Raw genomic sequence first — 24,131 nt, 5'->3', positions numbered from 1 at the left:
CATGCGCTGGCTCCCCTTCAGAATCCACTACTTACCGGTCGAAGGGATTCTTCTGTCGGGCAAAACTCCGGATTTCCTCATCGAGTTCCCGGTACAGCCCCTTTTCATAATGAAACGGAGCGCTACCCCATTTATGATCCGGATCACTGATCGTATTTGCTAGGCGCACAACATTAACGCCGAGGGTTTCAAGATGGGTCAGGTAATTTGAAAAGACGTCGTTGTAGAACTCAATTGATTTTCCAGCAACTTTCTTATTCTTCTTATCGTGGATATCCTTGACAGCCCACTCTGGAGCCAACACCAAGAGTCGTTCCTTGAGTTCTAGTTCCTGAAGAATCGCGATGAACATAGTCGCTGCTGCACACCACCGTGTGTAATGCTCTTCCGAGCCAAAGGCAATGAATCTCGCGTCTTCTAGGACCGGCGCTATTCCTTCGACTCGTTTAAGCTCTGCGCTGTTCGTAGCAATTGTCCCGTCACCGAATTGCCAGACACCAGAACGTTCTATGTTTAGATCCCAAAGAAACACATCCACGCCGCGCATTTTCCTGAGCTCTTGCAACAGCTCGCCGGAGGCATCAAAGTTCACCATTTTTTTCTGAAATGAACTAGGAAGGACTAACTCCGGTAAGTTAACGCGGGAATCTGTCCCGACCGAGAGCAAAGAGTTTCTCGCAACGTATTTCGCAAGGCTATAGGCGCGGGGATCGGCGAACGCTACAGTGTCGCGGCTTACACAACCACCATATATAAAAACTCTCCACGCCTCTTTAGACAGGTCAAAAGCCTCTGCCGAATCTTGCATACCGCCCAGCATATAACACTTACACAGACCTATAGCTTTACGGCGCATGGCTTTGCTAGGCACTGGTTGCCTTAACTCGTACTATGGTAAGGAAAGTTGTTTTGGTCAGGAGTTCGTTACCGCATGATTAGACGCCGTTCTAGGAGCACACACGCCCAGTCCTCCAGCTCAGTAGATGTACAAAGCTTAGTTCTGAGCAATGAACTGGAAAAGGGTAAAGAGTCAGCAATCTTGGTGTCTCGCGAACCCCTTGAGACTATTAACGCCCTCCCGCGCTTTTCAGATTACGTTTCCCAATTATGGAAGCTACGTCACTTTATATATTTCGACGCGCGTAGCAAAGCCTTTAAGTCATCTCGCGATTTACTGCTCGGTAGAGCCTGGATTATCATTCAGCCGCTTATCGACGTCATGATTTATGCTTTCATTTTCGGTGTCATCCTCAAGACTTCAAGAGGCATCGATAACTTTCTTGGATACCTAACGATTGGCGTAATCTTCTTCGGCTTCATTACAACTGGTTTAAATAGCGGTACGAAACTCATTCAAAGCAGTTACGGCCTTATATCCTCATTTTCTTTCCCGAAAGCCGCGCTTCCTATTGCCTTAGTTACAAAGCAGTTCATTGACAACCTTCCTCCCGCAATAATCTCAATTGTCCTGTCTTTCGCTTTCCAGTGGCCACAGGGTCCCACCTGGGAGATTTTTCTCATTATCCCCCTATATATCCTGGCCCACCTACTAATTTTGGGCGTAATTTTTATCATTGCCCGGATAACAGCTTTCATCCCAGATCTGAAAGCACTAGTCGGTGTTCTCAGCCGCGCGCTGTTTTTCACCTCAGGTGTGTTTTTCTCTGTCGATAGGTTTAGCGGTAGCCCGACGGCGCAAAAAATCATGGAGAACAATCCAGGGTATATCTTCCTTCAGGCGTGCAGAGACGTCACGATCTACAATAAGCTTCCTGATCTATCCTCCTGGATCCATTTGATTGCTTGGAGTTTTGGGCTCCTTATCATTGGGTTTATATTCTTCTGGAAGGCCGAAGAAAGGTACGCGAGTGTCAAATAAGACAACTGTTGTCGCCAGGAAGCTTGGCAAGTCTTATTTCGTTTCTAAAAACGGGTCCAATGTAGGCCTTTTCCGTAGCCGAATGAAGGAAGTTCGCGCCCTGGAGTCAGCTTCTTTTGTTGCTCACTCGGGCGAATCCATCGGTATCTTAGGAAAAAATGGCTCGGGAAAATCAACCCTGATTCGTCTAATGGCTGGGGCAGAATCCCCCTCTAGAGGTGAGGTTTATGTCTCCGCCAAACCAACCATGTTGGGCGTGTCCGCTGCGCTCCAGCGGCAAATGTCGGGTCGCGATAATACGAAGCTAGGTCTACTAGCTATGGGCCTTCAACCTGATCAAGTTAACGAGCTTATTCCTAACGTAATTGAATGGGCGGACCTTGAAGACGCCATTGATAGACCGCTAAAAACCTACTCATCGGGTATGACAGCTCGCTTGAAATTTGCGATTGCCACGTCAGTCAAACGGGAGATTCTCCTTATTGATGAGGCACTATCAACTGGTGACTCAACATTCGCTGCAAAGGCCAAGGAGCGAATGAACGACTTCTTAGACACAGCCGGAACCGTTTTCTTGGTGTCCCATGGTGCTACCACTATTCAGGAACATTGCTCACGGGCAATTTGGCTTCACGAGGGAGAAATGATTGCTGATGGGCCTGCTCAACAAGTTGCTAAATCTTACCGAGTCTGGGGTAACCGCGCCGCGACTGGGAAGGATGAAGAAGCAGACGCCATCATCGAAAAGATGCGAAGTAGATTCGAAGAGCCAAAGATAATCTTCGACGACGAAGCGGAAAGGGCCCTAAATAAGGGCTCCACTCAGAAATCGAAATGATCTCTAAAGGTATTAAAAAGTACTACCTCGCTATTGGCTAAAAATTCTAGGTCTTTAGAACCCCAAGTGTGATTTGTTTTTCCTCGGACCTGTAGGAAATTAAAGCGATCCGCAGAATAGATGCGCTTTCCTGCCTTTACAAGGCTAGAAAGGAAGGCAGAATCTTCGCCATTTGTTCTATCTTCAAAACGGTGAATTTCAAATGTCGAACGAGGACCAAATAGGGTTGGGCCTGCGACGAAGTCAGTCCAACGATGTTCCTTTACCGAGTTTTTTAGCGCAATAATTGAGCTTTCCTCTAAGGACACATACACAGCCTGCTTGCCAACAAGATCGGCCCCAGAGAATTTCAGGGAAAAGTACTGGTCAAGAAGATAATGCCGGCCGTATTCATCATCATCATCCATTTTCGCAATGAAGTCGCCAGTGGAAAGCTCAACCAGGCGATTTAAACAATTGCCCAGGCTCTCGGCGGAGGAAACTTCCACCACTTTAAGATTTCGAACATTACTTTGCGCTTGCAGTTGAGGAAGATCGACTTCTTGTTCATCAAAACCGTGAAGTGCCAAGCACAGTTCAATTTCCACACCACATTGTCGCCCGACTTGTTCAAGCAAATGCCGAATTTGGTTGGGCCGGTTAGTGGAACTTATAACTGAAATCCGCGGCTTTTCAGGCTGCTCGTTAGCGAAACCAAGTGTCTTTTCAAGCACAAACTTTGCTCGCTTTTCATAAGTGTGCAGAGCCCAAATTTTCCGCTGCGCTTTATGAACTATTCGGTCACGCAGTTCTTTCGAATTCACTAGAGCTCGCAGCAGGTGTTGCGCCTCGACTCCATCGCTCACTGTCGGCAACTCTTCTTTGTCAAAAAATTTATGTATCGCGGCGCTGGGGGTACTTACAACGACAGTTCCGGAAGCCAAGATTTCAAAGACTCTCCTTGAACACATCGAAGTGCTGTCCACAACCGAGTTAACATTCAGAAATACCTTGTGTTGGCGGTATGCCGACACCATTTTCTTGTAGGGCAAGCCGCCGACTACGTACTTATCAAATGGCGCGGGGAACTGATAGCGCTCATCACCACCTGAATATCGCGAATAGATAGCCAATCCTGCCTGCATCCGCGGAGCCACTGCTGCGGCGGCGCCCAGGAGTAAGTCCATCTGCTCCCTGCGTTCTCGGAACTTGTGCTTAAAATACATACCCGCAAAAGCAATATCTCCAGGCTTTTCATCGCCGCTGAGCCGGATGGGATTATGCAGCTTTGGCTGGGCTGCAAAAGGCAGACAATAGATCCTGTCATGCCCTAATTCTTCGATGTATTCAGGAATTTTTTCTTCGGCGGTGGTAAAAACTACGTCGAAAAGCTTTGCTGTCCCCAAGAAATCGTGGAAATGAGGCGGATCCTCCTTATTCCAGAAGGCCGTCGGAATCCCCCAACGTTTGCATTCTCTAACGAGCTCTCCCAGCTTTTCAGAGGGAGCGTTCTGTCCTGCGAGTTGATATTTCCACTTTCCGTTGTTTCCATTCCAAGAAGACTCTACGAAAAGAAGGTCAATTTTCGGCGAATTCCCATCAGCCAGTTGTGACTCAATTTTTTCTGGGTCGAGGGGAATGGTGTGGAATTCTTCACTCCATACCTCGAGGGAAAAGTCATCCATGATGACTCCAACTTTTACAGAGTCAAAGCGTTGGCTTTTAAAACTTGGAGGAAGTGGCTTTACATGTAGTGGGTCGTGAGCGTTCCTCAAAACCAGTTTGTTATTTAATAGCCTGAATGCCTTCTGCCGAGTATTACGAATTCCATTCGCCTTTGTATTTCGAACTGCTTTTGTAAGACCACTGCGAACAGTGGTCAAATAGTATTCAAAATTCATCTACTTACCTCCGGTCAGTTCGCTATACAACGCTTCTAGTTTCTTCACGTTATGTTCCCAAGTTCTGGTGCGCAGCCACTGGTCAACTCGTTCTTGGTCTATCTTGACGTTGCCGTCAAGAATCATCTTTATCTTTCTTACAAAATCTTCCAATAGCTCGGGTGCAAAATAGACCGCAAATTCTCCAGTGACTTCATGAAGTGCTGGGAGATCTGATGCCAAGACTGGAATTCCTACTCGCAGGGCTTCTAGAGGTTTGATTGGAGTTACCCTCGCAGTAACTAGGCTAGAAATTCGTGGTACAACAAAAACGTCAAGCGCACGATACCACTCACCTATCGATTCAGTTGGTTGCTTCCCAGCGAAAACTACCCTGTCGTGTACTCCCAATGATCTGGCGAGTGCTTCAAGCCGATGTCGCTCTATCCCATCACCGACAAAAAGAGCATTAACTTCCTCTGGGAGGTAGGGCAATGCCCGTATAACGATAGATAAGCCCTCGTAATGCACAAGACTAGACACGGTCCCAATATATTTCTTGTTGTCATCGAGCAATGATGAAACTAGCTTTTGAGCCGAATCATGGCCTTCCGCGGCTTTACCGCCTTCAGGCAGACTATTTGGAATTACCCAAGCCAGGCGTGGGTCAATTCCGTTTGAAACAGCATCTTCTTTTGCCACCTCACTGAGAAAAATGGCACTGCCTGCTTTACTCACCGCTTCCATTTCTTTTTCGTGGGCATAGTTATAGTATCCGGACGCAGCAGCCGCCTTTCTCTCCACAGCTTCAAACTGGCTTAGCCACGTATTTTCCCGCTCTCCCCTCACTTCATAAACCCACGGAATCGAAAGCCGCTTCGCCACCTGAGATGCTACGTATGCATTTCTGTAATCAGTAGTTGTATGAATGACTCCGACCTGCTCTGATTCAGCAATTTTCGTCAGTTCTCGAATTTCCTCTCGAACACGAAGCCGACTGCTTGGAAAGAAAATCCTCGGAATGATCCGACGATAAGTAACACCGTCGAGAACATCCTCTCGAGACCTTGGGATGCGGCCCACGACCACAGGATAGCCAAAACGAGTAACGCAAATTATCTTTCTTGAGTTTGTTTTGTTATACGCCCTGAGCATCCCATGAGTCCGTACGGTGTAACCCGATTGTGTATAGGGCGCCGAATTATTGGCAAAATACAGTACTGCCTTCCGCTCATCTTTGGAGCGCCGCATGCTTCGATGAATTTGTCCCGGCAATTCATAATTACGTGGTTCCTTGGTACTCCAAGAAGGCGCAGAAGTTTCTTTATTGGAGGCCCCCCAAAAGCGAATACCAAACCGCTGCTGTACCTTTAGAGAGAATTCGATGGGATTTTCCCACAACAGGCTGATGATGGTAGATGGAAGGGAAAAGTAGGGACGAAGCCACATCCTACTTATCTCCAAGAACGTTACGAATGAAGGAATGAAGTTTTTCTGGGGCGATTTTAGTCCTTTCTTTTTCGACCCATTCTCTGCCTGAACTTCCTACACGGAGTTGACTAGGATTTTTTGCCAACCGTACCCACAAGGCGGCAAGCTCTTCGGGCTTCTCAGGAGGAACAACTTCACCTGCATTACAGGTTTCAATGATTTCCGCGGCTTCTCCCGCCACTACACCGGAAATGTGTAGACCGGATGACATTAGCTCGTAAGTTTTTGAAGGAACGGCTCGCTTTAGAGGCTCCCAATCGGTTAGATGCACCAACGCAGTATCAGCCCATTCGTAATGCTCATCAAGCGCATCAGCTGGCCGACGAAAATAGAATTCGGCATGAACGTTGAGTTCCTCAGCCATTTCGCTCAAAGCTTCCTTCGCTGCCCCAGCACCAACAAATCTCAAATGAACGTCGACACCCGCAGTAGCAGCAATCCTCGCCGCGTCAACGGCATTGGCAAGGTTTTGAGCTCTACCAATGGTCCCTGCGTAAAGGACATTCAATGTCCCCTTGTCATCTTCATTCTCATAATGGTGTACAAAATCAGTTCGCGAGGGGAACACATTCCGGATAGTTACTAGGGGTAGTTCACGGCCCCTATTGGAAAATCTACTCCTTAGGTTTTCTTCCAGGTGGCTCGAGGTCACCATCACTCCGCTCGCATGTTCAAGAACCCAGTTAACCGATCGGTCCGTCAACCATGAAGCACCCTGTAGTGGTCCATGTGAAAGAAGCAATTCTCGAAACGAGCGGGAGCCGACACTTCTATTCCACTGGTCAGATTGAGAAAGAAGATCTGGCCAAGCGTCGCGCAGATCAATTACGTACGGAGTACGCAAAGCCTTCGACGCAAAATAAGTAACTACGGCCGTAGGCAACGCAGGTACGGTGCCAATGATTACGTCTGGCTTTCTACTAGAATTGCTGACACTCAAAACGGACAATTTTAGCATCATGCCCATGGCGACCGTAAGCTGATTAAACGCCTTCTGCGTTAATGAATTTCCACTTGGAATGAAAAAGGTTCGATGAATTCTTTCACCTGAGGGACCAAGCTCTAAATCTTTCCAGCCACGTCCAACAACCTGTCTCACCCAAGCTAAAAGCTTCAGATTCCTACGATAGTGCGGAGGTGGAGCGATGACTTCAAGTGCAAATTCGTCCCTAAGTAGATCTGAAAGCCAAGTCCAACGCCGTTGAGGTACGCCATTTTCCGGATACCAATACTGCGATATCACCAGGATTTTCAAGAAAGGCTCCCACCTTCGCTCAGACCAAAAGGGAACTATCATCCAAACCAAAAGTGTCTACTCAAAGACCATTTTGCGCCTATTAGAACAGTATAAGCCACGGTTTGAAAGGAACATGGCTTGGGGAGTACTTCAACTTCGTAAAGATGGGAGGCGCCAAACTATTTTGGCGCCTCCCAGTCGTTCCTATTAAGAGCGCCAGATACCCTTAGTGTCAATAACTGACTTCCCCTCAAGCAGGGAAGTGTCCATCTGGAGAAACTCCTTGTGGTTAACCAAGAGTAGAACCACATCTGCATCTTGTACTGCAGTTTCTAATTCCTGCTTTTTCAGGTTAGGTACCGAGGAAAGCGAATCAGGCAACTCCGCAACATTCGGTTCGACTACTCGGATATCTAGCTCTGGATTCTCCTCGCCAAGCGTTTTCACTATATTCAGCGAAGGGGACTCTCGAAGATCGTCGATATCGTTCTTAAAGGCAATACCAAGCGCCGCAACCGTGGAGCTCTCTTTACCCTCAAGCGCAGCCTTAACCTGCTTAATTACCCAAGCTGGCTTTCCGTCATTAACGTCTCGAGCCATCTTGATAATCTTCGCTTCTTCAGGAACGGAGGAGACAATGAACCAGGGATCGACTGCAATGCAGTGGCCACCAACTCCAGGGCCCGGTTGCAGGATGTTTACTCGTGGATGATGGTTAGCCAGCTCGATGAGCTCCCACACGTCGATTCCCAAGCGGTCACTGATCAGCGACAACTCGTTAGCGAATGCGATGTTCACATCTCTAAAGGAATTCTCGGTGAGCTTCGCCATCTCAGCTGTCGTGGCATTGGTCTGCAGCAATTCAGCAGTACAGAAGGTGCCATACAAATCAACAGCAAGCTGTGTACCCCGTGGGGTCAAACCACCGATGACGCGGTCATTGTTTTCCATCTCTTCCATAATCTGCCCCGGCAGCACTCGCTCCGGACAGTGGGCTACGAAAATTGCATTTTCGTCGTCTTCATCGAGAGACAGGTCAGGCCGAAGTTCAAGGATGTAATTCGCCATATCTTCGGTAGTTCCTGGAGGAGAAGTAGACTCCAAAACAACCAATGCACCAGGACGCAGGTGCGGGGCCATAGCCTCAACCGCGGAATTGATGAACTTGGTATCAACCTTGTGGTCTTCCTTGAAAGGAGTAGGAACGCAGACGATATATGCATCCGCTTCAACCTGTTCGGTCTGGGCTACCAAGTACCCTTCATCTACTACTCGCTTGAGAAGAACATCGAACCCTGGCTCAAAGAAAGGTACTTCCCCTTTGTTGATTGACTCTACGAATTTAGAATTCACATCAACGCCGGTGACATGAACTCCCTTGGAAGCAATGAACGCAGCGGTGGGCAACCCGATATAGCCCAAACCGACCACACAAACTTTTTCAAATGTCTGGGGAGACTTTTCAGAATGCATGAATACCTTTCTAAAATACTTTCAAGCCCATACCCTACACGGGATCTAAGCCTCGCTCAGTGGGACAGTCTTACCGCTTCTTCGGCGAGCACCACACCGCCTTCATTTAACCCCGTTTATTAGCCTCTTACAGGCGATTTGTGCCTAACCCTTCGTCCCCTATATAGTTAATTCTCGTTGCACAGAGAACAGCGAGTTCGAAGTACATCGTATATTCCTCCATAGCTCAGTTGGCAGAGCATTCGACTGTTAATCGAAGGGTCACTGGTTCGAGCCCAGTTGGAGGAGCAAGCAAACACCGCCAAGTAAAACTCTTGGCGGTGTTTTTAGCTATCTACACCCAGGTGCCTACTAGTGATACTCCCACCCTACAAAGTCACTTGGAAGTTTAAGATGACTAACTGAACGTCAACTGGGTTTCGCACCTACCGAAAAGATGTCCACAAATCATCCCCCTTGTTGAGAGTGGATCATTGAAATTTCTCTGCTCTCAATTCCTTTGCTGATGCATCCGCTGTCATCCAACACTTCACCGGCCAATCCGCAGTGGACGACCAGAGCTCAGGAGCCAACGAGGAACAGACTCGCGATCTACTCGTTGTACGCACCCCTAAAACAACTCAGGAGTGCGACAAGAAAGTCCCCAAAAGAACTCGGCAGCCAAAGATTGTCGCACTCTCAATGAAGACCACAATCGTCTTCTACTCGTCGAAAATAGTAATTTCTACGCACCGTAACGGCGCCCCACATGCACATCCACTCCACCGAATAGGCTGAAACAATTCACGATAATCTCGGGCGCGTCTACCGGAAGGTCATTCGGGTGGATGGCGCCGTGCTCAACCTTGAGATCGTGGCCGCCAAAGAGCCCGAAACCGCCGACGCGGACTCGGAAACCTTCGGGGATGTAGACATCCGCCCCGCCGAAGATTCCTACGGCATTGATGGTGGTTGTACGGTTGCGCAAAGCAACTCCAGTGAGGTCGATGTCCACGCCGCCAAAGGCTCCTACAGCGGTTAATGTGCGTGCCACTGCCCCACCATTGACGGTAGAGCCGCCGAAGATTCCCAGTGCTAGGGACTGGGGCTGGCCGACCGAAGGCTGAATCTGCTTTATGGCCTGCTGCACCTTGGCAATGGCGTTGGATTCCTGATCGCCGGAATATACGGTCGCCACCTCACTCTGGCCACCGAAGAGAAGCACCTCTGGGATCTCTACGAGGTCAGCAAGCGGCTCAATGAGCTCGCCTCGGGTTGTAGCCTGCTCGCACGCTGCCGAACGCTTTTCAAATTCATCGAGGTCAATCTGACCGGCCGACAGCGCATCTCCTAGGATGTCTGCGGCCTTCATGCGCTCTTGGTGATTACAGCGGATATCTAGCGGTTTCATACCACTATGATATCCGCTATATCTCCCTCATGCGCAGGTTATTTCCTATTCTGGGCGGCCTTGGAGGAATTAACCTCGGGCAGAAAGTCGTCTACGCGCTCGCCTACTCCGGTCAGCTCCGCGATAGCGGCGACGGCGCGCTGCGCGCCCTTGCCATCGCCGTAGGGGTTAACAGCGTTGGCCATGGCTTGGAAAGCAGCGTCGTCGGAAAGCAAAAGCTTAGCCTCGGCCACGATGAGCTCACGGTTGGTACCCACCAGCTTCACGGTGCCGGCGACAACGGCCTCGGGGCGCTCAGTATTTTGACGCATAACCAGAACCGGCTTGCCCAGCGCGGGAGCCTCTTCCTGGACTCCGCCGGAATCAGTAAGGATGATGGTCGCGCGGTTTTGCAGCTGGGTGAACTGGTCGTACGGCAGTGGATCGGTAATGATGATATTCGGCAGGTGCTCAACCTCTGGAAGAACTGCCTCGCGTACCTTGGGATTTAGGTGCAGCGGCAGAGCGAAGTTGATCTCTGGGTAGGCCTCAGCCAGATCCTTGACTGCGCCACCGATTTCCTTCATAGCTTCCAGATTCTCGCGGCGGTGGGTGGTCACAACGACAAGGCGCTTGTCCGAATCTGCAGCTTCCTGCAGAGCTGGATCCTCGAACTTGGTGTCCCAGGATGCTGCTTCCAGTAGGGCATCGATAACTGTGTTGCCAGTGACCACAATGTCTTTGGAGCGCACGTTCTCGCGGCGCAGGTTTTCCATCGAACCAGCGGTAGGAGCCAAATGCAGCTCGGCTACCTGGCCGATGAGCTTACGGTTAGCCTCTTCTGGGAACGGCGAGTGGATATCGCCGGTACGCAGGCCCGCCTCCAAGTGCACAATTTTTACGCCGCGGTGAAAGCCAGCGAGTGCTGCGGCCATGGCGGTAGAAGTATCGCCCTGAGAGATAATGACATCCGGCTGTTCTTCTTCAATGATGGAATCCAGACCCGCAATCGCGCGGGACACAATCTCATTGAGCCCCTGGCCCGGCTTCATCAAGCCCAGGTCATGCTTCGGGGTGATGCCGAACATGGAATTGACCTGCTCCAGCATTTCCTTGTGCTGACCGGTGGAAACCGGAATAGAGTCAAAGCGCTCATCATTATCCAACGCCTTGATCACAGGGGCGACCTTAATGGCCTCCGGGCGTGTGCCGTAGATGGTCATTACCTTGGGCTTAGTCATTACTCATTTCCTTTTGGTTGATGGGGACACTTCTTCATTGAACCATGTGCGGGAGCGTTGTACCCCCGCGCGCATTGTTGGAATAGCTAACCGCTGACCCTCACGCTGCCGTCTGGGGCGATGGTCACCGTGGCAGCCATGGCGCGGGCTAGGTCGAGGCGCTGCCAGGAGCCGCCTTCTGCCTGCCAGTCCAGCGGGTTCCCGGCAGGGCGCGCGGTCTGGCGTAGCACCTCGGCACGCTGGTCCCAGCTGAGCTCTGGATGGGATGCGGCTAGCAGCACTGGGGCGGCCTGTGGGACGACCATCGGGGCGTCGGTGCGGTATCGCGGGGCGAAGTCATAGTCCATGAACTTCGAATATTCGGCGACCGCATCCTGGGTGGAGCGGTAGTCGGTGCCCTCTTGCCTATCTTGGGCCACCAATTCTTCCACCGTTTTTCCGGTGCGCCACTTGATCTCTTTGCGCACCTCCATCGAGGCTTGCCACAGGGCGTTGCGCATGCGCTTGTCATTCAAGCGGTCGGCCGCGGCGGCCTGGCCAGTCATACGCCCGCCGATGACATCCAGCGGGTAATGCACGCCCAGTACAACGCGGTGGTTGCCGGCCTCCGCTCCGCGCAGCATGAGCTGTGGGCCTACCTCGGGCAGCATGAAGGACATCAGCGTGGTAATCCACGTTGCCTGATTGGTATGGCCCGAAGGGAAGGCTGGCGAGGTGGGATAGAGATCCGTGGAGCCGTCGTCGTAGCGCTTGATAGCTTGCGGCGCGCGCTGGTACGGGCGTTGATAGTTGAAGTAGTACTTCTCTGACATCGTGGAATTGGCCAGTCCGCCTGCGCGGGCCGCATAGCCATTGCCTAGAAGGTATTCGGTTTTGGGCAAGCGGTGCTCAGCCAAGGCGGCGCGGAAGGCACCGCCGAGGTTCTTGCCCATCGAGTCAGAAACGGCGTTGAGCACGCTGGTCGAGCTGGCCTTGGCATCGGCCTGCGCGCGCCGGATCAAAGCGGGGTCACCGGCTGCGGCGTTGTTGATAGCGACGGCCTTGTCCATATTTTCCTGGCGGATTTCCGGCTGGGCCTTGATGTGGTCAAAAAGCTGGACTACCTGCCAGTAGTTGCCAAATTGATAAGACGAAACATCGGATTCAAAGCCCGCGATATAGTCCGTGCTAAACGGCTCTGGAACTGGGGCGCCGGGGTGCTGGACTGGGGCTGCGCCGGAGGTGCGCTGGGTGACGGGCTCACGCAGCTGGGGCACAGTTACGGGGAGGGCTGCGGCCGCCGGTGCGAGGGTTATAGTCAGTCCAGTGGCTGCGCAGAGGACGAACACGCGGGCTGCGGGTCGAAGTTTATTCCGATAGTTCAACGTAGAAACCTTTAACTAGCATCAAATTCCCACGAATAATATCCAGCTAAAGTTACGGGGAAGTGAACGCGACGCTAAACTCGCATGCACAATTGTGGATTGCTAGGTAGACCTTTGCGGCCACCACTCAGCACTCTTCAGGCCAATTGGGGCCTTGGTGCGCTGCGGCGGCCTCCGGTTGGTGGCCGGAGGATTCCACAGAAATGCTCGCGGTAAAAAGCGCGGCCAGCGCCACTGCTGAGGCCGCCGCCGAATCCCTGCGCTTGTTATTTTCCACACACTTAAACTAGCGCGTATTCCGCGCCATGAAAAGCGCTAGTCCACTGCGGGGTTAGCGCTACCCCTCACTCGTGGCTGGCGGCGCGCGCCTAGGCTTCGCGGTAGGCTGGTGGGGAACTTTTACTCGCACAGAAATAAGGGGACACGCTAGATAATGATCCAATTCGTCTTCGGCGCCGCAGCAGGATACGTTTTTGGCACTAAGGCTGGCCGCAAGCGCTACCACCAGATCAAGGGCGCCTACGAAAAGGCCGTCAACTCCCCCGTGACTAAGTCCGCTGTTACTTCGGCACGCAAGGCGGTGGCTAATCGCCTAGACCCAGAACCGCGCATGCGCGAGGTTCGCGATTTGTCCTCCAAGCGCAAGGGCAAGGGCCGGCTGCGCGGATCGCAGGTAGATAATGCGGACCGCATTTATGAGCCCGATGAGGACTAGGGCGGTAGCAATCTAGCCTTTAGGTCTCTCCCCTCCCCTCGGCGCGCACTTTATTTGGGTTCGTGCCGAGGGGAGACTTTTATGCTTGGGGAGGCGTGCCGCGGAAGGCGCGGTCATTAAGCTCGCGGCGGGCCTGCTCGAGGGCAACGAGGTCGGCGAAGAGCGAGTTATAGCTGGCCTCATCATCGGAAGGGCGCATGCGGCCGAGGCGGGCCTTGAGCTGGGCGATCTGATCGCCCACCACGGTTTCTTGCAGGCGGGAAAGGACGGAGTCGGCGTATTTTTCGGGGCCGACGTCGGTAGGCAGGATTGCTTCTACGGCAAGCTCGGAGACGAAGTTGCGGCCGGTGAGATCCTGCATCTCGCCGGCCACTGCGGCAATCCATTCCACGGCCGGCATGGACGCGCCTTGGGCGGCGCCGCCAGCGGTGGAAATTGCTTGACGGACGAGGCGGTAGGCGTCGTTGGTATAGGCGTCGGCAGTAATGCCATCAAAGTACGAGCCTGCTACCTGCGGCATCTGCAAGGCTAGCTTGAGGGCCTCGCGCTGTGGCCACAGGTGGGTTTCCTTGGGGCTCGGCGGATGGATCATCGGCACGTCCTGCTGCGCCGGCTGCTGCTTCGCGTTATCAAAGCGGCGGATGGTGGGTTTTTCAGCCTTTTTGGGCTTGCGCGCCTCCGCGCGGACCTGCTGGAGGACCTCCTCCGGATTGGCCCAACCCACCCAACCGGCAAGGCGGCGGGCATATTCGCGCTGCAAGGGCTGATCGCGGATCTGCGCCACCACGGGGACCGCACGCCGCAGGGCCTGCAGGCGCCCCTCCGCAGTATCGATGCGGTACTCCGCGATGACGGATTGGATGACGAACTCGAACATGGGGATGCGGTCCGCGATGAGCTCGCGCACGGCGGCATCGCCTTTCTGCAGGCGCAGATCGCACGGGTCCATGCCGTCGGGCGCCACGGAGACAAAGGACTGGCCGGTGAATTTCTGCTCGCCGTCGAACGCGCGCATGGCGGCCTTTTGCCCTGCCTCATCACCGTCGAAGGTATAGATGAGCTCGCCGTTGAAGTAGGAATCATCCAGCATGAGCCGGCGCAGCACCTGGAGGTGCTCGCCACCAAAGGCGGTGCCACACGATGCCACTGCGGTTTTCACACCGGCCGCATACATGGCCATGACGTCCGTATAGCCCTCTACCACCACGGCCTGGTGGTTATCGGCAATATTGCGCTTGGCCAGATCGAGGCCGAAGAGCACCTTGGACTTGTGATAGAGCATGGTCTCGGGGGTGTTCATGTATTTGCCGAGCTTGTCGTCGTCGAAAAGCTTGCGGGCGCCAAAGCCAATGACGTTGCCGGATAGGTCCTTGATGGGCCACAACAGGCGGCGGTGGAAGCGGTCAATGGGACCACGCTTGCCCATCTTGGAGATACCGGCCGCCTCCAGTTCCTCGAAGGAAAAGCCCAAGCGCAGCAGGTGCTTGGTGGCGGTATCCCAGCCCTCCGGCGCATAGCCGCACTCAAAGTCATAGATGACCTCGCGGGAAAAGCCGCGATCCAGCAGGAAATCGCGCGCAGTGGCCGCCTGCGGCGTCTCCAATTGCTGGCGGTAGAACTCGTGCGCCGCCTTATTCGCAGCGATGAGGCGCTGGCGCGTGCCGGGCTTCTCATTGCGCGCGCCCGTGGAACCGCCCTGGTAGTTAATGTGGTAGCCGATCTTTTGCGCTACCGCTTCCACTGCCTCTGGGAAGGAGACCTGCTCCATTTCCATCAGGAAGCTAAAGACATCGCCGCCCTTGCCGGTGGAAAAGCAGTGATAGTAACCGCGCTGCGGGCGCACGTGGAAGGACGGGGTCTTTTCATCCTTGAAGGGGCTCAGGCCCTTGAGCGAATCGTGTCCGGCGGGCTTGAGCTGAACGTACTCGCCCACGATCTCTTCTAAAGGCGCGCGTTCACGGATAGCTTGAATGTCGCTGTCCGGAATTCTGCCTTTTGCCATGCGTACAGACTACCCCGCGCGCGGCGGGAATGTTCAAATGGCTGGGCCAGGATGGTGTGGTGCCTGTGGGTTCACGGTTTGGGCGGAAATTACCCTCTGATGGGGTATATTCCGCATGCCTTTACCTACCCCCCGTGACGGGGGAATTTTTGGCCTTGTTGAGAGTGCCGGCCGATTTCGGTATTTGTCGCTGCACCTGCAAGAATAAAGGTATGCCCAAGTCCCAAGCGTCTAAGAAATCGCTCCCAGTAGCCCTCGGCGGCCTTGTGATTGCCGTCGTTGCAGGCTACTTCGGCTTCGACCTCGGCGGCAATGATGATTCCTCTGCTTCTTCACCGTCTGAGTCCGCAGGAGGCGCTAAGGCTGGCGACGCCGATACTTGCGAGATGTCCTCCCTCCCCGCCGAGGCGAAGGACACCGCGGACGACATCTTGGCCGGTGGACCCTACGACTACCCGGATAATGACAACGCCCGCTTTGGCAACTACGAGGGACGCCTGCCGCAGCAGGACATGAATTATTACCGCGAATACACGGTAGAAACCCCGGGCAGCAAGAACCGCGGCGCCCGCCGCATCATCACCGGCGGCGGCAGCGAGACCGACCCAGACGTGTGGTACTACACCGATGACCACTATGAAAGCTTCTGTTCTATCCCAGACGCGGAGGAGTAATCATGCAACGCATCCTCATTACTGAACACATCCGCACCCGCGCGGACTTCTTCAACGCGCTAGGCCGCACCCCCGGCTGCGAGGACTGCGGCCCCCGCAACCTCGATGACCTCGCGGACTTCCTACGCGAGCAGCGCACCACCGTCATCATTGCCTCCGACATGGAAATCGCAGACGCGGAGTTGGAGGGAGTTGCCACCGTTTTGGAGGATCAGGGAGTGAAGTTGGTGCGCTAGCGACTCGGGCCCCTGGACTGGGGCTGGGGGCGTTAGGTCCATAGATATCAGGCCGAATTGAGGGTTGTGAGCCCTCAATTCGGCCTTTTCGCGCTCAGATCGGCCCGATGAGTTTCGACCTAACTCTAGCGGTGCTGGGTGGGCCAGGTTTAGCTGAGGAACCCAGACAACTCCGCGCTCCGGCGAGCCAGTCGCTCCAGGCGGGACTCGGTCATGGAGGCGATCTGGTCGATGATGGCGCGGTCGCGGGCAGCGTCGGTATCGGCCTGCTCCCACCACAGGCGGAAGGTGGCGTCGAGGGAGCCGGGGGCGCCGGCGACGAGGTAATCGTAGACGCGGTAGATGCGCTCGCGTTGGCGGTCTTGGCGTGCGAGGTGGGCGGGCTCGTCCATGACGTAGAGGACGGCGATGGTTTTGAGCAGTTTTACTTCGGCTTCGGCTCGCTTGGGTACGATGAGGTTGCCGTGCATGCGGCCAAGTCCATTGGAGGCGATGAGATCAGCATTGGCCTCGCTGGTGGCGCCAACGGTTGCGCCGACGTAGCGGCCGACGAGCTCCGAGGTCATCTTTTTCAGGTTGGCGTAGTCGCGCAAGGAATAGTCAAAGTCACCGATGGCGTTGATGACGCTTAAGTTGCGCAGGCTATCGGCCGCCTCCAAGAGCTCATCGGCGGTGCCGCCGAAGGCCTTGGCGCCCTTTTCTGCTAGTTGGGCGAGCTCCACTAAGTCCCAGAGCACGTTCAAAGAGATGCGCCGGGAGATGATGCCATCTTCCACGTCGTGCACGGAGTAGGCGATGTCATCGGACCAGTCCATGACCTGGGCCTCGATGCACTTGCGGTTATCGGTATGGCCTTCGCGCAGCCAGTCCAAAAGGTGCGCGTCTTCGTCGTAGGCGCCGTACTTGCGGTTGGTGGTGCCATCCGGGTTGGTCTTGGTCCACGGGTATTTGCAGGCGCCGTCGAGGGCCGCACGGGTGAGGTTGAGGCCAAAGCTTTGGGGTTCGCCGTGGGCATCGTCCACGATGACCTTGGGCTCCAAGCGGGTTAGGATACGCAGGGTTTGGGCGTTGCCCTCGAAGCCGTTAAGGGCAACTTCATTGAGCGCATTCTCGCCATTGTGGCCATAGGGCGGGTGGCCGATGTCATGGGTAAGACCGGCCATATCGCAAAGATCGGGATCGAGGCCGAGCCCGGAGCCAATGCTGCGGGCGATTTGGCCCACCTCCAGCGAGTGGGTCAGGCGGGTGCGTGGAGTATCGCCATCGCGCGGGCCGACGACCTGAGTTTTATCGGCCAAGCGCCGCAGGGCTGCCGAATGCAGCACACGGGCGCGGTCGCGGGCGAATACGCCGCGATGTTCTTCCACGGTATGGAAAGCTGAGCCCTTCGGCTTTTCATCGGCCAAGCGGGCGAAGTCGGGCGCGGAATAAGAATAGGACACGACCCAAGCTTATTCCGTGAACTGGCCTTTGGGGTGAGCAACGTGGCCGCCTAGTTTTTAGCAGGCTGCGGGCCTTTCACAAAGTTGCTGCCCACAGCAGCCAAGCCCACAACTACCACCAGGAAAAGTATGAGTCCAAACGGGACAGCTGGAAAGTGCAGTACAAGTTTATGCGATATATAAGAATGCATATATGTGCCCAGTAGAGCGGCTGATCCTAGCGATAAGGCCAAAGCAAAAGCCGAAGGCAAACAATTAGCCAATTTCCTGTTCCTGTGCGCTTCAGCAAGTGAGACGCCTTGTTCCCAAATGGTCTTAGTGAAGCGAATGAGTCGACCTTGTTGAGCCAACGCCAGTCCGAAGATGAGAACTGCTCCCCCGACAATCACGTAGGCGAACAACGGGATAAATTCGCTTGTACCAGTACCGTTTGGACCGTAAAGCAACGTTGAAGGTAGGTTTTCTGCCCATTGCTGAGCACCTACAACCTCCATCTCTTGACTGTCGCTCAATTCGACTTGCTTCGAAAAAATTGCTACAGCATACCCTTCATCTTTCCTTTCGCCCGCTCCCCAAGTAGGATCTGCTTCAGCATTAAAGGTTTTATCCCATGGCCGCATCCACGTTTGATCAAATGGAGATCGGGGGTCCGTTTCAACTACTCCTTGGTCTTTGACCAAGGAACCTACTGCTCCGTTCCTATCTTCTACTAGTGCAAAGACAGCTCCGTCTTCCATAGTGGAAGGCTGGAGCTCTCCCGAGTCTTGGACAGCAGGAACCCAGCTAAGAACTCCTAGGCAATCTGCGGCGTGGTCCTGACAAACGTTTTTAGCGGCGGAGGTGCCGAAAGTTTGTCCATCCTGCGGCGCCCCTACATAGACGTCCCTTACATTGTCAGCCAACTCTTCTCTTGCTGAGTAGAGGGCTGAATCATTCACAATAAAAAGAATGATGGGAAACAAGATAAAAACACAAGAGACCCGCAATGTAGTAGCGGCGATAAAAGACCGCGCATACCGGACTCCTAAAATCGGAGGATCCCATCCCCTAATCTTGAGGGAGAGATATTCGGCGAAATATAAGACAACTGCGTAGAAAAATACAGAAGCAGCACTCACCAAGAAGGGGACGCAGTAGACGAAAATCATCGGCCACCTACTAGACGGATCCGCCTGGGGCATCGCCACAAATCCCACCAGCAATACAACACTGGCCGCTATCCCTAGAGGATATCGAAGGAGTTCTGCAGCCCGCGGATTCCTTGGTTTTGGATCTATGCGAGCTGGGCCTTGGCTCAAATCTTCCAAAACTCTCGTCTCCTGTTGGAGAAGAACGAAACTCAGGCAAGCGATCGCACACCATGTGATCACAGCGACGAGCAGCGGCGAAGGAAGTCCTTGCGGAAGATCAATGCCAAAATCCGAATATAGAACCAGGAAAATTGGCTTCATTAGCACTGGAACCAAAACTGCGCTAACTATTGAAAAGAAAAAATAAACTATAAGTAGCTCAAGAAATAACGCTCGCCGAATTCGTTTTAATGCTAGCCCAAATGAACGAAGGGCCTCATAGTGGTGGCGTCTCCCCTCCACCACATGCCTTAAGCAATATTTGAGTGCCAGAGCAAAGGGAATGATCGATACGAACGCCGAATACGTCATCCCCATTGCCATAGATTCGGCTACCTTGTCCGCCGCTACTGTGGAGACTAACAGGCAGACAAAGAAGATGAGCACAAACGAGGTAGCTAGTAGCGGGATACTCTCCGCAAATGTGCTTTTACGGATCTTCGCTTCCACAGCGCGAAAATTCATTGGTTTACCCCGATTTCCAAAACCTGATCACAAAACTGCGCTAAACGGTCATCGTGGGAAACTACCAAGGCGATTGCGTGGTTTCTTACAATGTAATTATGCAGATATCGCAACACTGAATATGCGTTGTCCTCATCCAATGCACTCGTCGGTTCGTCTGCGAAAACGAGTTGGGGCTTTTTAGACATTGCCGTTGCTATGGCCGCGCGTTGGCGTTGTCCCACTGAAAGCTCGTGCGGTAGAAAGGCTCCGTATTCACTCATATTGAGTTGAGCTAGCAAAGAGCTATTAGCATCCGAGTCTGCGGTCACTCCGCTTAGCCCTTGCGCGAAGGAAAGGTTTTCGTCGATTGTCAAACAGGGCACTACGCCGGAATCTTGAAACACTATTCCCATCGATTTAGCTCGAAATTGATCTCTGCTTCGAGCGGATGAGCTCCATAAATCATGTCCGAAAATATTGACGGATCCTGATGTTGGCTTCTGGAGGCCAGAGATAACGCGAAGCAGCGTGGATTTGCCGGACCCAGAGGTGCCTCGAATCCAAGTGAGGGTCCCCGGCTCATGCACAGAGCTGATAGAGAATAGCGGACTACTTCTCCTGCCTAGTTTCACAGATAGGTTTTCCAGTTTTAACATGCTTTGCTCCTGAGGCTTCGTAGCATTTCAGCGCTGACCAACATGGCTCGGTGTTATTTCCTGATGTAGCGGAAAAGAAACCCTTCTCCCCTAGAAATGTTTCGTCAGCCTGCAGAATATCATGCGATCTTTCTTATCGCCGTGGAAAAGTATTCCTATCTTCCCGCTGAATCGTCTCATGCCGCAGCTTCTGATTGGGGCGCAGCACTTGCTCCACGCGGTAGAAACCATTGCGCAGCGCCGCGGCACCGCGAGCGGGAAGCAGGCCGGCCACCAACGCATAGGCCACGCCACCGGTTTCGTGGGCAAGGTAGCGCCACCAGGGCTTAGAAAAGCGCGCGGCCGGGTAGTACGGCGTGCCGGAGACGGTGGCCGTGATCCCCTCTTGGCGGGCGATGAGCACGGTGCGCAGGCGGTGGAGGGGATCGGTGATGATGGTGGCGTCGGAAAGCGCGAAGGCTTCCTTGACCGCGCTGAGGGAGCTGCGGGTATCCATCCCCTCCTCCACCGCGTGCACGGTCAGGTGCGGGAAGTGCTCGCGCAGGAAGGTGCGGCCGACGCCGGCCTCCGTAAACCTATCCCCGGGCAGCTTGCCGCCCACGGTAATGACCTCCAGCCCCTCGGTGGTGGCGAGCTCGCCGGCGTGGCGCAGGCGGCCGGCCAGGATGCGGGAGGGGCGGCCATCGTATTGGGCGGTTCCTAAAACAATTGCGTACTTCACTGCCCCACCACACTACCTGCCGGAGGGCTAAGTTAAGCCGGTAAAGTGGTGGGCATGAATTTGAGTGCACGTTTGGGCCGCGCGGCCATTGCCGCTTTCATTTTAGGCTGCACCTCCGTCGGTGCGGGGTCTACCTTCGCCGCCGAGACCACCACCGTGGCGCAGGGTACCGATACGGCAACCCTAACGGAAAAGGTTACCGATGACGCGGGTGTATTAAGCACCCAAGAAAAGGCCGAGCTCAGGGAGAAGATTGCCCAGCTGCAAAAGGACGAGCACTTGACGCTCTTTGTCTATATCACCGATGAGCTGGGCACGGATCCGGAAACCTTTGCGGGCCAGGCTGTCCAGGACAAGGGGCCGAATTCCGCGGTCTATGTGCTATCCATCAATGACCGCAAGATGGGCGTGCAGGCCGGCGATGCATGGCCCAAGGGCCGGCTGGACCAGATGTATGACGCCGCCTATGACAAGCTGGCCAGCGATGAATACGGTGCTTCGGCCGTCGCGCTTGCCGACGCCGCCCTGGGCAACTCCTCTTCCACTAACTCCGCCTCCGATTCCTCTGGACTAGCGTGGCTGGGCGGTGGCGCGGCCGCCATCGTCGCCGCCGGCGGCGGAATCATGTACTACTCGCGCCGCACTACAAAGAAGAATAATGCGCAGACGCTGGAGTCCGCCCGCGAGATTTCCCCGGGTGACACCGACCAGTTGAATCGCCTGCCGCTGGAGACTTTGGACCAGCTGGCCCAAGAGGAGTTGGTCTCTACCGATGAGTCCATCCGCCGCGGCAAGGAGGAGCTTAATATCGCGCTCTCCGAGTTCGGCCCAGAGCGCGTGCGCCCGTTTACCAAGGCGATGAACCACTCCACCTCTACCCTGCAAAAGGCCTTCCACCTGCGCCAGCGCCTGGATGATGCTGTGCCGGAATCCCCGGCCGAGCGCCGCCAGATGCTGGTAGAAATTGTCTCCTCCTGCGGCCAGGCCGATGATGCCCTCGATGCGCAGGCCGAGGAGTTTGCCAAGATGCGCGACTTGCTCATCCACTCCGATGAAAAGCTGGATGAGCTCACCCAGCGGACCGTGGGCCTGCGCGCCCGCCTGCCGGAAGCCGAGTCCACGCTGGCCGGCCTGAAGTCCAACTATGACGAGAACGTGCTCTCCTCCATTGCCGATAACCCCGAGCTTGCCGCCGCTTCCCTCGATGAGGCCGAGAAACTGCTCGACAAGGCCCGCGGGGTCCAGACCCAGCCGGCCGGCCAGCAGGGCCCGCTGGTGGGACTTATTCGCGATATCGAGCACGCCTGTGAGATGACGGATCGCCTCATTTCCGGCGTGGAAAACGCCGAGGAGAATATCGCCACCGCCCGCGGTAACCTTGAGGCGCTTATCGCCGAGGTCGAGGGCGAGATCGACGAGGCCCGCGAGCTCGAGCGCCAAGGCAAGGCCCAGGGAACCACCGCGGATTGGGACAAGCTCGAGGATCTGCTCGGCCGCGCCGGCACCGCCGTCAACGATGCCAAGGCCCACGGCCAGCAGGATCCTCTGGGCCAGCACACCGCGCTGACCTCTATCGATACCCAACTAGATGAAGCGCTCGACCGCGTGCGCGAAAAGACCTCCACGCACGCGCGCCAGCTGGATCTCTTCCGCCAGCAGATTTCCGTAGCGGAATCCAATATCCAGGCCGCAGAAGACCTCATTTCCTCCCGCGGCCGCATCATCGGCTCGGGCGCGCGCACTGCGCTTGCCGACGCCAAACGCCTCCACGCCCAAGCCCTTCACACCGAGCGCAGCGATATCCGCGCCGCGCTGCAGTCCTCCCGCGAAGCGGTGGCCGCAGCCCAGGCGGCGCTGCAGCGCGCCAAGGATGACATCGACGAGCACCGTCGCCGCCAGCAGCGCCAGCAGATGGGCAACGCCGCCGGCAATGTCGTGACCGGTATGGTCCTTGGCCAAATGCTCGGCGGCGGCCGCGGCTTCGGCGGTGGTTTCGGAGGCGGCGGCTTCGGCGGAGGAAGCTTTGGCGGCGGGGACTTCGGCGGTGGTGGCGGAGGCGGCTTCCGCGGCGGCTCCTTCTAGCCCGCCCATTCCGCCTAGCCTGCCCAGTCCACTCCCACGGCCCGGCAGCCCTGCCCTAGGCTCGCGCGCGGGTGGCCCGGCTCCCGGCTCTCCCCGGCGCTGGGCTAGGTGCGCAGGGTGCGCGGGTTGGCGTCGAGAAGCAAGCAGGCGTAGCTCAAGAAAATGGCGTCGAGCTCCGGCAGCTCGCCCACGCTCACGCGCAGGCTATCGCCGGCCGGCGCGGTGCTGGCAACCTCGTTGCCCGTGCCGCGGGCCACGATGCGGCGCTCGCGGCGGAAGGGGTTGCGGCGCTCCAGCAGGTACTCGCGGTCAGCGCAGATCGCGCGCAAGCGGGTGACGGTCATCCCGGCCTGGGTGACCGAGAAATCCTCGCCCGCGGCGGTCTGCGCGCGCAGGAAGAACCGCGGGGAGGAAGAATCCAGCGAGGATTTTACTGCGAGGCGCTCGCCGGTCGCGGTGGCAAGCACGCCGTCGCGCACGGAGGCAAGCTCGTGCCCCTCGACGTTGGTGAGAGCGCCCGCGCGCCAGGTCCACTGTGCAGTCATTAGAGGACGAATAGCGCGACGAGGGCGACGATGGATGCCAGGACCAAGGTAATGATCCAGGCCCAGGCCTTGCCCTGGGTATTGGCATCCAGGATGACGCGGGTAAACCAGCTCAAGCCGGCGATTTCCGCGGCGGTCAGGCCCTCGGCATCGTGCTCGAATTCGAGGATGGCCTTGCGCACGCCGGAATTGCGCGCGGTAAACTGCCCTACCTTTTCGTCATCGACGTCATCGATGATCCAGTCGCCGCTGTTTTCGTTGATGAAGGTGAAGGTACGACCGTTGAGCGATGCCTCTAGGCGCTTGTCGCGGCCGGGGCGGCCGGCGAGGCGGTAAATACAGCCGTCGGCAAGCGTGGCAGAGGCGCCCAGATCACTGACCTCGGTGCGCCAGAAGTGGCCGTCCACCTCCGCGGAATGCTCCGAGAATACGCCCAGCTGCTCCGGGCCGTCTTCGGCCAAGAGCACAGGCTTTGCGCGGTCGGAGCGATCCCAGCTGGTGTAATGCATCC

The 24,131-nt window shown here is 55.2% G+C and carries 22 protein-coding genes and 1 tRNA gene; 7 read left to right on the top strand and 16 right to left on the bottom strand.

Translation table 11 applies throughout. The annotated features are described in order from the left end of the window. Window positions 1-31 precede the first annotated feature (31 nt). Complete coding sequence (locus QKD99_RS06420) at window positions 32-808, bottom strand: DUF6270 domain-containing protein (RefSeq protein WP_347951019.1); 777 nt, start codon at window positions 806-808, stop codon at window positions 32-34. A gap of 123 nt (window positions 809-931) precedes the next feature. Between QKD99_RS06420 and QKD99_RS06415 the strand changes: the two genes are divergently transcribed. Together QKD99_RS06415 and QKD99_RS06410 are read left to right on the top strand one after the other, a co-directional pair. Further along, the gene (locus QKD99_RS06415; RefSeq protein ID WP_347951018.1) at window positions 932-1,879 is read left to right on the top strand and encodes an ABC transporter permease; all 948 of its coding nucleotides are present in this window, start codon (window positions 932-934) and stop codon (window positions 1,877-1,879) included. Further along, window positions 1,869-2,717, top strand: a complete 849-nt coding sequence (locus tag QKD99_RS06410; protein WP_347951017.1) for an ABC transporter ATP-binding protein — start codon at window positions 1,869-1,871, stop codon at window positions 2,715-2,717. The genes QKD99_RS06415 and QKD99_RS06410 overlap by 11 nt, the downstream gene beginning before the upstream one ends. On the opposite strand, the gene QKD99_RS06405 is transcribed toward QKD99_RS06410, so the two are convergent. The 4 genes from QKD99_RS06405 to wecC form a co-directional block, all read right to left on the bottom strand. Further along, a complete protein-coding gene (locus QKD99_RS06405; RefSeq protein ID WP_347951016.1) occupies window positions 2,702-4,597 on the bottom strand; it encodes a glycosyltransferase in 1,896 nt (631 codons plus the stop codon). The two genes, QKD99_RS06410 and QKD99_RS06405, sit on opposite strands and share 16 nt — an antisense overlap. Next, a complete protein-coding gene (locus QKD99_RS06400) occupies window positions 4,598-6,025 on the bottom strand; it encodes a glycosyltransferase family 4 protein (protein ID WP_347951015.1) in 1,428 nt (475 codons plus the stop codon). Between the two features lies 1 nt (window position 6,026). Next, window positions 6,027-7,322, bottom strand: a complete 1,296-nt coding sequence (locus QKD99_RS06395; protein ID WP_347951014.1) for a glycosyltransferase family 4 protein — start codon at window positions 7,320-7,322, stop codon at window positions 6,027-6,029. Between the two features lie 189 nt (window positions 7,323-7,511). Beyond that, window positions 7,512-8,777: a UDP-N-acetyl-D-mannosamine dehydrogenase gene (gene wecC / locus QKD99_RS06390; protein WP_347951013.1), complete on the bottom strand. Its 1,266-nt coding sequence runs from the start codon at window positions 8,775-8,777 to the stop codon at window positions 7,512-7,514. A gap of 215 nt (window positions 8,778-8,992) precedes the next feature. On the opposite strand from wecC, the gene QKD99_RS06385 reads away from it, so the two are divergent. Next, window positions 8,993-9,065 (top strand) — tRNA-Asn (locus QKD99_RS06385). Window positions 9,066-9,501: 436 nt separating this feature from the next. Here the strand turns inward: QKD99_RS06385 and QKD99_RS06380 are convergent. The 4 genes from QKD99_RS06380 to QKD99_RS06365 all read right to left on the bottom strand — a co-directional run bounded on the left by QKD99_RS06380 (window position 9,502) and on the right by QKD99_RS06365 (window position 13,028). Then, window positions 9,502-10,167, bottom strand: coding sequence for a DUF1707 domain-containing protein (locus tag QKD99_RS06380; protein ID WP_347951012.1), 666 nt, complete (start codon window positions 10,165-10,167; stop codon window positions 9,502-9,504). 38 nt (window positions 10,168-10,205) lie between these two features. Beyond that, window positions 10,206-11,387: a UDP-N-acetylglucosamine 2-epimerase (non-hydrolyzing) gene (gene wecB / locus QKD99_RS06375; protein WP_347951011.1), complete on the bottom strand. Its 1,182-nt coding sequence runs from the start codon at window positions 11,385-11,387 to the stop codon at window positions 10,206-10,208. A gap of 86 nt (window positions 11,388-11,473) precedes the next feature. After that, window positions 11,474-12,715: a phosphatase PAP2 family protein gene (locus QKD99_RS06370; protein ID WP_347951010.1), complete on the bottom strand. Its 1,242-nt coding sequence runs from the start codon at window positions 12,713-12,715 to the stop codon at window positions 11,474-11,476. A gap of 163 nt (window positions 12,716-12,878) precedes the next feature. After that, entirely contained in the window at window positions 12,879-13,028 is a 150-nt protein-coding gene (locus QKD99_RS06365; RefSeq protein WP_347951009.1) for a hypothetical protein, read from the bottom strand. Window positions 13,029-13,184: 156 nt separating this feature from the next. Here QKD99_RS06365 and QKD99_RS06360 point away from each other — a divergent pair, with 156 nt between their 5' ends. Beyond that, on the top strand, window positions 13,185-13,466 hold the full coding sequence (locus tag QKD99_RS06360; RefSeq protein ID WP_005324241.1) for a hypothetical protein: 282 nt from the start codon (window positions 13,185-13,187) through the stop codon (window positions 13,464-13,466). 79 nt (window positions 13,467-13,545) lie between these two features. Here the strand turns inward: QKD99_RS06360 and dnaG are convergent, their stop codons facing one another. Beyond that, window positions 13,546-15,468 carry a DNA primase gene (dnaG, locus tag QKD99_RS06355; RefSeq protein ID WP_179386822.1) on the bottom strand — a complete coding sequence of 641 codons (1,923 nt, stop codon included), beginning with the start codon at window positions 15,466-15,468 and terminating at the stop codon, window positions 13,546-13,548. A 212-nt stretch (window positions 15,469-15,680) separates the two neighbouring features. Between dnaG and QKD99_RS06350 the strand changes: the two genes are divergently transcribed. Further along, window positions 15,681-16,142, top strand: coding sequence for a ribonuclease domain-containing protein (locus QKD99_RS06350; RefSeq protein ID WP_347951008.1), 462 nt, complete (start codon window positions 15,681-15,683; stop codon window positions 16,140-16,142). A gap of 2 nt (window positions 16,143-16,144) precedes the next feature. Next, on the top strand, window positions 16,145-16,378 hold the full coding sequence (locus tag QKD99_RS06345) for a barstar family protein (RefSeq protein WP_297552618.1): 234 nt from the start codon (window positions 16,145-16,147) through the stop codon (window positions 16,376-16,378). A 149-nt stretch (window positions 16,379-16,527) separates the two neighbouring features. On the opposite strand, the gene QKD99_RS06340 is transcribed toward QKD99_RS06345, so the two are convergent. The 4 genes from QKD99_RS06340 to QKD99_RS06325 all read right to left on the bottom strand — a co-directional run bounded on the left by QKD99_RS06340 (window position 16,528) and on the right by QKD99_RS06325 (window position 20,993). Further along, complete coding sequence (locus tag QKD99_RS06340) at window positions 16,528-17,820, bottom strand: deoxyguanosinetriphosphate triphosphohydrolase (RefSeq protein WP_297552616.1); 1,293 nt, start codon at window positions 17,818-17,820, stop codon at window positions 16,528-16,530. A 50-nt stretch (window positions 17,821-17,870) separates the two neighbouring features. Then, a complete protein-coding gene (locus tag QKD99_RS06335; RefSeq protein ID WP_347951007.1) occupies window positions 17,871-19,634 on the bottom strand; it encodes an ABC transporter permease in 1,764 nt (587 codons plus the stop codon). After that, entirely contained in the window at window positions 19,631-20,272 is a 642-nt protein-coding gene (locus QKD99_RS06330; RefSeq protein WP_347951006.1) for an ABC transporter ATP-binding protein, read from the bottom strand. Before QKD99_RS06330 ends, QKD99_RS06335 begins: the two co-directional genes overlap by 4 nt. A gap of 133 nt (window positions 20,273-20,405) precedes the next feature. Beyond that, complete coding sequence (locus QKD99_RS06325) at window positions 20,406-20,993, bottom strand: YdcF family protein (protein WP_347951005.1); 588 nt, start codon at window positions 20,991-20,993, stop codon at window positions 20,406-20,408. A 54-nt stretch (window positions 20,994-21,047) separates the two neighbouring features. Between QKD99_RS06325 and QKD99_RS06320 the strand changes: the two genes are divergently transcribed. Next, the gene (locus tag QKD99_RS06320) at window positions 21,048-23,075 is read left to right on the top strand and encodes a TPM domain-containing protein (protein WP_347951004.1); all 2,028 of its coding nucleotides are present in this window, start codon (window positions 21,048-21,050) and stop codon (window positions 23,073-23,075) included. Between the two features lie 104 nt (window positions 23,076-23,179). Here the strand turns inward: QKD99_RS06320 and QKD99_RS06315 are convergent, their stop codons facing one another. Both QKD99_RS06315 and QKD99_RS06310 read right to left on the bottom strand, forming a co-directional pair. Next, complete coding sequence (locus QKD99_RS06315; RefSeq protein WP_347951003.1) at window positions 23,180-23,620, bottom strand: hypothetical protein; 441 nt, start codon at window positions 23,618-23,620, stop codon at window positions 23,180-23,182. After that, window positions 23,620-24,129: a hypothetical protein gene (locus tag QKD99_RS06310; RefSeq protein WP_347951002.1), complete on the bottom strand. Its 510-nt coding sequence runs from the start codon at window positions 24,127-24,129 to the stop codon at window positions 23,620-23,622. The genes QKD99_RS06315 and QKD99_RS06310 overlap by 1 nt, the downstream gene beginning before the upstream one ends. Window positions 24,130-24,131: the final 2 nt, after the last annotated feature.

The sequence above is a fragment of the Corynebacterium sp. c3Ub_189 genome, assembly GCF_039907195.1.
Lineage (GTDB): Bacteria > Actinomycetota > Actinomycetes > Mycobacteriales > Mycobacteriaceae > Corynebacterium.
This window is presented reverse-complemented; position numbering and strand designations above follow the sequence as displayed.

What these genes read in the sequence shown, in the direction of transcription:
- QKD99_RS06420 (WP_347951019.1), bottom strand. Translation starts at nt 808, where the DNA reads ATGCAAGATTCGGCAGAGGCTTTTGACCTGTCTAAAGAGGCGTGGAGA.
- QKD99_RS06415 (WP_347951018.1), top strand. Translation starts at nt 932, where the DNA reads ATGATTAGACGCCGTTCTAGGAGCACACACGCCCAGTCCTCCAGCTCA.
- QKD99_RS06405 (WP_347951016.1), bottom strand. Translation starts at nt 4,597, where the DNA reads ATGAATTTTGAATACTATTTGACCACTGTTCGCAGTGGTCTTACAAAA.
- QKD99_RS06400 (WP_347951015.1), bottom strand. Translation starts at nt 6,025, where the DNA reads ATGTGGCTTCGTCCCTACTTTTCCCTTCCATCTACCATCATCAGCCTG.
- wecC (WP_347951013.1), bottom strand. Translation starts at nt 8,777, where the DNA reads ATGCATTCTGAAAAGTCTCCCCAGACATTTGAAAAAGTTTGTGTGGTC.
- QKD99_RS06380 (WP_347951012.1), bottom strand. Translation starts at nt 10,167, where the DNA reads ATGAAACCGCTAGATATCCGCTGTAATCACCAAGAGCGCATGAAGGCC.
- wecB (WP_347951011.1), bottom strand. Translation starts at nt 11,387, where the DNA reads ATGACTAAGCCCAAGGTAATGACCATCTACGGCACACGCCCGGAGGCC.
- QKD99_RS06360 (WP_005324241.1), top strand. Translation starts at nt 13,185, where the DNA reads ATGATCCAATTCGTCTTCGGCGCCGCAGCAGGATACGTTTTTGGCACT.
- dnaG (WP_179386822.1), bottom strand. Translation starts at nt 15,468, where the DNA reads ATGGCAAAAGGCAGAATTCCGGACAGCGACATTCAAGCTATCCGTGAA.
- QKD99_RS06350 (WP_347951008.1), top strand. Translation starts at nt 15,681, where the DNA reads ATGCCCAAGTCCCAAGCGTCTAAGAAATCGCTCCCAGTAGCCCTCGGC.
- QKD99_RS06345 (WP_297552618.1), top strand. Translation starts at nt 16,145, where the DNA reads ATGCAACGCATCCTCATTACTGAACACATCCGCACCCGCGCGGACTTC.
- QKD99_RS06335 (WP_347951007.1), bottom strand. Translation starts at nt 19,634, where the DNA reads ATGAATTTTCGCGCTGTGGAAGCGAAGATCCGTAAAAGCACATTTGCG.
- QKD99_RS06330 (WP_347951006.1), bottom strand. Translation starts at nt 20,272, where the DNA reads ATGTTAAAACTGGAAAACCTATCTGTGAAACTAGGCAGGAGAAGTAGT.
- QKD99_RS06320 (WP_347951004.1), top strand. Translation starts at nt 21,048, where the DNA reads ATGAATTTGAGTGCACGTTTGGGCCGCGCGGCCATTGCCGCTTTCATT.
- QKD99_RS06315 (WP_347951003.1), bottom strand. Translation starts at nt 23,620, where the DNA reads ATGACTGCACAGTGGACCTGGCGCGCGGGCGCTCTCACCAACGTCGAG.
- QKD99_RS06310 (WP_347951002.1), bottom strand. Translation starts at nt 24,129, where the DNA reads ATGCATTACACCAGCTGGGATCGCTCCGACCGCGCAAAGCCTGTGCTC.